The following is an 8,208-nucleotide window of genomic DNA, read 5'->3' on the forward strand; positions in this document are numbered from 1 at the left end:
CAGCTGCAGATCATGTCGAAGAACCAGTCGCCCGAGATGAAGAACAGCCCCATGTTCAAGCAGCAGCGCATCCTGCTGTACATGCTGCCGCTGGTATTCCTCTTCTCTGGTTTCACCTTCCCTCTGGGCGTCATGTTCTACTGGCTCGTCTCGAACATCTGGACGATGGTTCAGCAGTTCATCGTCATTCGCAACATGCCGACTCCCGGCAGCGAAGCAGCCCTCGCCCGGGAAGCCCGCCTCGCGAAGAAGGCGCAGCGACGTGGAATTACCATCGTTGAAGACGACGAACCCGTTATTGAAAAGCCCAAGCCGGTGCAGCGTCAGCAGCCCGTCAACCCCAAGAACCGCAAGAAGAAGAAGTAGGGACACCCGTGACCCAGAACACCGCCAACGAAAACCTTGAGGACGAGACCGTGTCGGAGGAATCCCCCACTGCCGTAGTGTCCGATGGCCGCGCTGACCGTGGCAACCCCACCATCGCCGAACTCGAAGAAGAGGGCGATATTGCGGCGGACTACATCGAGGAGCTCCTCGATATCACCGACCTCGATGGCGACATTGACATCGACGCCCGTGGCGGCCGCGCCTATGTATCGGTCAACTCGAGCGAAGACAGCAACCTCCGCTTGCTCTCGAAGCCAGACACCGTCACCGCACTGCAGGAGCTCACGCGCATTGCCGTGCAGACCAAGACGGGTGGGTTCTCACGACTCATCCTGGATGTCGGAGGATCCCGCGAAGCTCGTCAGTCCGAGCTTGAGAACCTGGTCGACCGTGCAATCGAACGCATCGAGGGTGGTGCAGCTTCTGCCGCCCTGCCTCCCATGTCGTCGTACGAGCGCAAACTCGTTCACGACGTCGTGGCAGATCGCGGCTTTACTTCGGAGTCCGAAGGCGAAGGACGCGACCGTCACACCGTGATTCGTCGCGCATAGTTTCACGTGAAACATTCCGACATGCACGAGCCGAGCGAGCCGGAGCGGGAGCCTACGTCATCTTGGGACGATGCCATCTCCCCTCCCCCGCTAGACGCTGTCTCCGGCGACGCCGATTCGAAGGAACACGCGCAGCCCGAGAGCGCCGAGTTAGAGCAGGAACCGCCTGCGGCCGCACTGCTTTTCGGAGATCGGATCGACGCAGCGCGGGCGTTTGTCGCTGACCTCGCCGACCGTGGCGAGCAACTGGGCCTTATCGGGCCCCTCGAGCTCCCCCGCTTATGGACCAGACACGTGGTGAACTCCGCGTTGATGGCTCCGCTATTGCGACCAGGCCGCGTGGGCGATATCGGCAGCGGTGCTGGTCTGCCCGGCCTCGTTCTCGCTATCGCGCGTCCCGACGTTGATTTTGTGCTGATCGAGCCGATGGAGCGCCGGATCGCCTGGCTGAATGAGCAGAAAGATCTGCTCGGCCTTACCAATGTCGAGGTTGTGCGCGCGCGTGCTGAGGATGCCCAGCTGAGCCCGTGGCTTGACCAGGCAACCGCCCGTGCCGTCAGTGCGCTGTCCAAGCTCATTCCTCTTATCGCTCCCCTGATGAAGTCCGGCGGTGAGATGCTCTTTTTCAAGGGTGCGAGCGTGGATGCTGAAATCGAGAAGGCATCGAAGGTGATTCGCAAGCATCGCCTACATGACATCGAAGTCCTTACGCTGGGCTCCGACGTGGGCACCGAAACGACGCGTGTCTTTCGGGCTACAGTTGACTAGTGCCTCACGATAAGAGGTAGTTATTTGACGCTCCAAGGCCGCTCTGATGGGCAGCCATGGTGCGTTAACGGGGCGGTAGCGTCACTTGAAAAAGTTACGTTGTCTGCGAGCCTTGGGTTTCCCGTTCCCTCATACGCAATCTCCGAGCAGAAGGTTTCACGTGAAACATCCCGACGAAGACACGGTTATTCACACTGCTGAGGAATCCGTCTCCACCGGCTCTGCACCGACCTACTCCCCCGCTGCTGGTTCTGCGACTGCTGCTGCTCTGCCGTCTGCTGCTGTGCCCGAAGCGAAGGCATCGATCCCCGCTCCTCCGCTGGCCGTCCCTGAAGCTGCAGCCGCCGCCGAATCGGCACGGCAGACCGCTGCCGCTGCTGCCCCAGCCCCCTCCGCGCCATCGCCGCAGAGCGCCCCGAAGGCCGTCGCTCCGCGCTCCTCTGCGCTGGCTGGCCTCGCGGACACTCCCCTCGCCCGGGAACTATCGGAGATCACCCGCCGCCGCCGGGCGCTTGAGGCTGAGGTTCTGCCGCTTCCCGAGAAGACCAGAATTTTTACCATCGCTAACCAGAAGGGCGGAGTTGGTAAGACGACAACGACCGTCAACCTGGCCGCGGCGCTTGCCAAGAACGGCGCTCGGGTCCTTGTGATCGACCTGGATCCTCAGGGCAACTCCTCGACTGCGCTGGGAATAGATCACCGATCCGAAACCATTAGCGTTTACGACGTGATCGTGAACGATGTGCCCATGGCAGACGTGATCAAGAAGAGCCCAGAGCCCGGCGAACTGTATTGTCTGCCGGCGACAATCCACCTCGCTGGCGCCGAAATCGAGCTCGTTTCCCTCGTTGCCCGCGAGCAGCGGCTCAGATCCGCGCTCGAGACCTTTCTTGCGGAATCGCCGGAACCATTTCACTACGTCTTTGTGGATTGCCCTCCGTCGTTGGGTCTGCTCACCATCAACGCATTCGTTGCCGCAGACGAGGTGCTGATTCCTATCCAGTGTGAGTACTACGCTCTGGAAGGCCTCAGCCAGCTACTGAACAACATCAAACTGATCGAGAAGCATCTGAACCCCAGGCTCACGGTGTCAACGATTCTCTTGACCATGTACGACTCCCGCACCAATCTGTCCAACCAGGTCGCCGACGATGTGCGAGCGCATTTTCCCGACCAGGTGCTCAACACCCCTATCCCCCGATCGGTGCGCATTTCTGAGGCGCCCAGCTTTGGACTGAGTGTCATCAGCTACGACACCAACTCCCCCGGCTCAATTTCGTACCTGGAAGCGGCGGCGGAGATCGCGCGGCGCGGCGCCCCTGCCGCAATCAAGGCTTCCTGACGGCCTCACAGGGCCAAATGAGCCCGTTTCTTAGGGCCAATCTCTCGTAAACTCCCCAGAATCCGCAGATTCACCCCGCATCTACCCCGGAGATAGACATGGCAGCAAAGCGAACGGGCCTCGGCCGCGGCATCGGCGCCCTCATTCCTACCGACGGCGAGTCCCCCGCCCGTCCCGTCGATGTGTTCTTTCCCCATTCGAACAAGGTGAAGGAGGCGTCACCGAGCAACGAGGGCCTCGCTGCGGTTCCCGGTGCGCGGCTCGCAAACCTGAGCCCGGCAGATATTGTGCCGAACGCCTCGCAGCCCCGCAGTGTTTTCGTGCAAGAAGATCTCGATGAGCTCATTCATTCCGTGCGGGAGTTTGGCGTTCTCCAGCCGATCGTGGTCCGCCCGATCGCTGATGTCGCCGAGGGTGCGCCGCGATACGAGCTCGTCATGGGTGAGCGCCGGCTGAGGGCCACGATGCACCTCGGCCTCGCCACGATCCCCGCCGTCATCAAGGACACGGCAGACGATGCCATGCTCCGCGACGCACTTCTGGAAAACATCCACAGGGCGAATCTCAATCCGCTCGAAGAGGCCTCGGCATACCAGCAGCTCCTCTCCGACTTTGGCATTACCCAAGACGAGCTCGCGACGCGGATCGGTCGCTCCCGTCCGCAGATCACCAACACTCTGAGGCTTCTGAAGCTGCCAGAATCCGTTCAATCGCGAGTAGCAGCTGGCGTTCTGACCGCAGGGCATGCGCGGGCTATTCTCTCCACGGGAACATCTGATGCAATGGAGAAGCTTGCTCAGAAGATCGTGAACGAGGACCTCTCGGTGCGCAGTGCCGAGGTCGCGGCGGGGCAGATCTCGCAGAAGGCGCCGAGAAGCGCCGCGCCGAGCAAAGGCAAGCGCCAGGGGCAGCTCGATGAAATCGCCGAGCGTCTCGGCGATCGCCTCAACACCCGCGTCAAGGTTTCTTTGGGCACCAGCAAGGGGTCCATCGTGATCGACTTTGCGACCGTCGGTGACCTGAATCGCATCCTCGGTGAACTCGGAGAACCGGGCTTCAACTAAATTCCGTGCCTATGTTTCACGTGAAACATAGGCACACTGGGCGCGATAAGAGCAAACAGCCCAGCGAATCGTTAAATAGAAAAACCCCTGTGACCAGGGGTTTTTCTGTTTAAGTAAGCAGTGAACCGCGGTGTGACTTAGATTCGCGAGTCGCGAACCGCCGCCTGGCAGAGGGCGAGGTAGACCCATCCGACGTCGTGGCCAGCAACTTCAAGTGCGCGAGGAAACAGCGACGTCTCAGTGAGGCCGGGCATGACGCTGGCCTCAAGGAAGAATGGCGTGCCTGTGCCATCGATCATGATGTCGATGCGCGAAATGTGTCGGAGCCCCAGCGTGGTGTGGGCTGCGATCGCGAACTCGGCCGCCCGGTTGGCCACATCATCCGTGATGCGAGCGGGCGTGTAAAAACGGGTCTCCCCCGCGTTGTATCGCGCCTCGAAGCTATAGACGCCCGAAAGGGGCTCGATCTCGACGGGGGGAACGGCGACCGGACCATCACCCGTGTCCACGACGCAGATGGAGATTTCGGTACCCGAGATTCGCTGCTCAACAAGCGCGACATCCCAGTACCGGTAGGCGTGGACCATCGCGCTGGCCAGATCTGCCGGGTTCTCGACGATCGTCACACCCTGCGCAGAGCCCCCCTGAGCCGGCTTGACGACCACGGGACCACTCAGCTCGGCAGAGATGCGCTCGAGCACCTCTACGGCCCCCAGATCGCGGAATGTGTCGCGAGAGAGGGCAATCGATCGAGGCGTGATGACGCCGGCACGCTCCACCAGGGTCTTGGCCGTCGGCTTGTCCCACGCAAGCCGCGACGCCGCTGCGCGCGACCCAACGAAAGGAACCCCGACAAAATCAAGCAGCCCGCGGAGCGACCCGTCCTCGCCCCCTGCCCCATGCAGCGCAGGCCAGACGACGTCCGGCTTGGCCTGCTCAAGGTAGGAGAACAGCGATGCATCGGGATCGCGAAGCTCCACCGTGATGCCCTGCGAGGTAAGGCTGTCGGCAATGCGACGCCCTGAGCGCAGCGAAACCTCCCGCTCATGGGAGATGCCTCCGGCGAGAATCAGAACCGATCGGGGTGTGAACTCATCCATGTGTCGTGCGCTTCTTTCGTGGCGATCGCGGCTAGTTGATGTTGGGAGGCGGGCTCGAGACATGGCTTGAGGCGGGAAGAACTATCTGCCCGGTCGCCAGCCGTGTCGAGCTAAACGTCTCAAGAAGTTCAAGCTCACCATTGATGACCGAGGTCAGACGGCGGATGCCGACGCGAATCATGTCTTCAGAGGGATAACAGAACGAGAGCCGCATCTTGTGGCGCCCTCCCCCATCGGCATAGAACGCCGTGCCGGGTGTGTAGGCGACGAGTTCCTTGACGGCGCGGGGCAGCATCTCTTTAGAGTCGAGAGACTCGGGGAGAGTCACCCACACATAGAAACCACCGTTCGGCACGGTCCATGACAGGTCGGGGAGGTGCTCTTTGAGCGCCGAGAGCATTGCATCGCGCCGGCCGCGGTACACGCCCCGGAAGGTGTCAATCTGACCCTTCCAGTCGGTGCTGCGCAGATATTCAGAGATCGCGAACTGACTGAAGGAGCTCGGACTGAGAATCGCGGATTCATTGGCAAGGATGAGCTTCTCGCGAATCGCGTGAGGGGCCAGGGCCCATCCGACGCGAAATCCCGGAGCAAGAGTCTTGGAGAAGGTGCCGAGGTAGATCACGCCTTCGTCGTCAATCGAGCGGAGGGCGTTGGGTGCCTGACGGTCGAAATACAGCAGCCCGTAGGGGTTGTCTTCGAGAACGAGAATCTCGTGGGCCTTGCAGATCTCCAACACCTCAAGGCGGCGCTCCCAGGAGAGCGTGACACCGGCAGGGTTGTGAAAAGTCGGGATCGTGTACAAGAACTTGATCGTCTTGCCCTCGGCCTTGAGCCGGGTGATGGTCTCTCGAAGCACCTCGGGGATGATGCCGTCATCATCCATCAGCACGTGCGCGATCTCGGCCTGGTACGAGCGGAATACCCCGATCGCACCGACATAGCTCGGCGCCTCGGCCAGAATTACGTCGCCCGGATCGATAAAGAGTTTCGTCACGAGGTCGAGCGCCTGCTGCGAACCCGTCGTGACCACCACATCGTCGACGCTGCCCCTGATGCCCTCAAGCGCCATGACCTCGAGAATCTGTTCTCGCAGTTCTGGGGTGCCCTGTCCCGAGCCGTACTGAAGCGCCTGCGGGCCGTCGTTGAGCATGACGCGCTCGAGTGCCCCCGTGACTAGCTCGGTGGGCAGTGCCGAAACATACGGCATGCCACCAGCGAGAGAGACGACCTCGGGTCGAGAGGCGACGGCGAAAAGCGCTCGCACCTCCGACGCGCTCAGACCCGCTGTGCGGTGAGCGTAGTGGTCATACCACGGGTCGAATCTGGTGCTCGACCCGCCCGACGAAGGTTGCTGGGGTGTCATTGGGTATCCCGTGTTGCCCACGAAGGGCGGTCTCAAATTGTGTGTGAATACCCAAGTTTAGGTGACAAAGGCCCTCCCCGTTGTCGCAGGGAGGGCCTTCGTATGCCGCTGAGTCCCCGTGGGAACCCGGTAAGAGCGAGGTCTACGCGATGAACTCGGCGAGATCGAACTCGAGTGCGGGCTTGGGCTTTGCGCCGATGACGGTCTTGACGACCTCGCCACCGCGGAACACCTTCATGGCAGGAATCGAGGTGATCTGGTACTTCATCGCCGTCTGGGGGTTCTCGTCCACATTCAGTTTGACGATGTCGAGCTTGTCGCCGTGCTCGGCAGCAATCTGGTCGAGGATGGGAGAGACGGCGCGGCACGGGCCACACCACTCGGCCCAGAAGTCGACCATGATCGGCTTGTCAGAGTTGAGAACCTCCGCCTCGAAGGTGGCGTCGGTGACGGTGCGTGCTGTCATATTGTTCTCCGTTTCGTGAATCTGATTAGGCGGCGACGGTCGCGGCGGGAATCGGGTCGGATGCCTCACCCAACGACGCGAGGTAATGCTCGGCATCGAGGGCGGCGACGGTTCCGGAGCCTGCCGCCGTGACGGCCTGACGGTAGGTGGGGTCGATGACGTCCCCGGCGGCGAAAACGCCCGTTACCGAGGTGCGCGAGCTGCGGCCATCGACGGCGATCGTGCCAGCCGATGTGAGTTCGAGCTGGTCGTGAACCAGGTGAGTGCGAGGGTCTGCGCCGATAGCGATGAAGAGGCCGTCGAGATCGAGAGTCGACTCGCTGCCGTCAACGGTGTCGATGAGACTCACGCCCGTGACCTTCTCCGCGCCGTAGACCTCCCCGACCTTCTTGTTGAAAAGGAACTCGATCTTGGGATCGCCCATGGCGCGATCCTGCATCGCCTTGGACGCGCGAAGCTCTTCGCTGCGGTGGATGACATAAACCTTGTCCGCGAACTTCGTGAGGAAGGTGGCCTCCTCCATCGCGGAGTCTCCCCCGCCCACCACTGCGATGGTCTTCTGTCGGAAGAAGAATCCGTCGCACGTTGCGCACCAGGAGATGCCGTAGCCGCTGAGGCGGTCCTCGCCGGGAACACCAAGCTTTCGGTAAGCCGAGCCCGTGGCATAGATCACGGCGCGGGCATCGTGGGTCTCGCCACTGCCGAGCGTGACGCGCTTGACGTCACCGCTGAGGTCAAGAGAAGTGACGTCATCCATCACAACCTCGGTGCCGAACTTCTCTGCCTGCAGGCGCATCTTGTCCATGAGGTCAGGACCCATGATGCCCTCCGGAAAGCCCGGAAAGTTCTCTACATCGGTGGTGTTCATGAGCTCGCCGCCGGCCTCGACGGAACTGGCAACGAGAAGCGGGTTCAGACCGCCGCGCGCGGCATAGATCGCGGCCGTGTAGCCAGCGGGGCCTGAGCCGATGATGATGAGCTGGCGCAAGGGGCGCCCTCCTTCGGAAGATGTCGTAAACCGGTACAACACATCCTATTCGCGGTCTATTCCGTGTGACCTGGCCGCAGTCGACGCATCAGGATGCCCCGCACTACTTGGAGCTCCGGGTTACGAAGGGCGAGCAACAGGCCCAGATAGATCACGGCCATGACACCCCCGATCAC

The 8,208-nt window shown here is 61.6% G+C and carries 9 protein-coding genes; 5 read left to right on the forward strand and 4 right to left on the reverse strand.

Annotation, left to right across the window (positions count from 1 at the left end; genetic code table 11):
• From AC062T_RS06420 to AC062T_RS06440, 5 genes are all read left to right on the forward strand, one after another.
• The coding region (locus AC062T_RS06420) for a YidC/Oxa1 family membrane protein insertase (RefSeq protein WP_476028448.1) at window positions 1-366 on the forward strand (366 nt) is incomplete at its 5' end.
• A 77-nt stretch (window positions 367-443) separates the two neighbouring features.
• Window positions 444-938: a Jag family protein gene (locus AC062T_RS06425; protein ID WP_476028459.1), complete on the forward strand. Its 495-nt coding sequence runs from the start codon at window positions 444-446 to the stop codon at window positions 936-938.
• A gap of 21 nt (window positions 939-959) precedes the next feature.
• On the forward strand, window positions 960-1,706 hold the full coding sequence (gene rsmG / locus AC062T_RS06430; RefSeq protein WP_476028450.1) for a 16S rRNA (guanine(527)-N(7))-methyltransferase RsmG: 747 nt from the start codon (window positions 960-962) through the stop codon (window positions 1,704-1,706).
• 445 nt (window positions 1,707-2,151) lie between these two features.
• Entirely contained in the window at window positions 2,152-3,048 is an 897-nt protein-coding gene (locus tag AC062T_RS06435; protein WP_476028461.1) for a ParA family protein, read from the forward strand.
• A 98-nt stretch (window positions 3,049-3,146) separates the two neighbouring features.
• Window positions 3,147-4,112, forward strand: coding sequence for a ParB/RepB/Spo0J family partition protein (locus tag AC062T_RS06440; RefSeq protein WP_476028452.1), 966 nt, complete (start codon window positions 3,147-3,149; stop codon window positions 4,110-4,112).
• A 137-nt stretch (window positions 4,113-4,249) separates the two neighbouring features.
• Here the strand turns inward: AC062T_RS06440 and AC062T_RS06445 are convergent, their stop codons facing one another.
• The 4 genes from AC062T_RS06445 to trxB all read right to left on the reverse strand — a co-directional run bounded on the left by AC062T_RS06445 (window position 4,250) and on the right by trxB (window position 8,032).
• Complete coding sequence (locus AC062T_RS06445; protein ID WP_476028454.1) at window positions 4,250-5,212, reverse strand: D-alanine--D-alanine ligase family protein; 963 nt, start codon at window positions 5,210-5,212, stop codon at window positions 4,250-4,252.
• A 31-nt stretch (window positions 5,213-5,243) separates the two neighbouring features.
• Window positions 5,244-6,578, reverse strand: a complete 1,335-nt coding sequence (locus tag AC062T_RS06450) for an aminotransferase-like domain-containing protein (protein WP_108518612.1) — start codon at window positions 6,576-6,578, stop codon at window positions 5,244-5,246.
• Between the two features lie 142 nt (window positions 6,579-6,720).
• A complete protein-coding gene (trxA, locus tag AC062T_RS06455; RefSeq protein WP_108518610.1) occupies window positions 6,721-7,044 on the reverse strand; it encodes a thioredoxin in 324 nt (107 codons plus the stop codon).
• A gap of 25 nt (window positions 7,045-7,069) precedes the next feature.
• Window positions 7,070-8,032: a thioredoxin-disulfide reductase gene (gene trxB / locus AC062T_RS06460; RefSeq protein WP_476028457.1), complete on the reverse strand. Its 963-nt coding sequence runs from the start codon at window positions 8,030-8,032 to the stop codon at window positions 7,070-7,072.
• Window positions 8,033-8,208 lie beyond the last annotated feature (176 nt).

The organism is Homoserinimonas sp. (genome assembly GCF_056262345.1).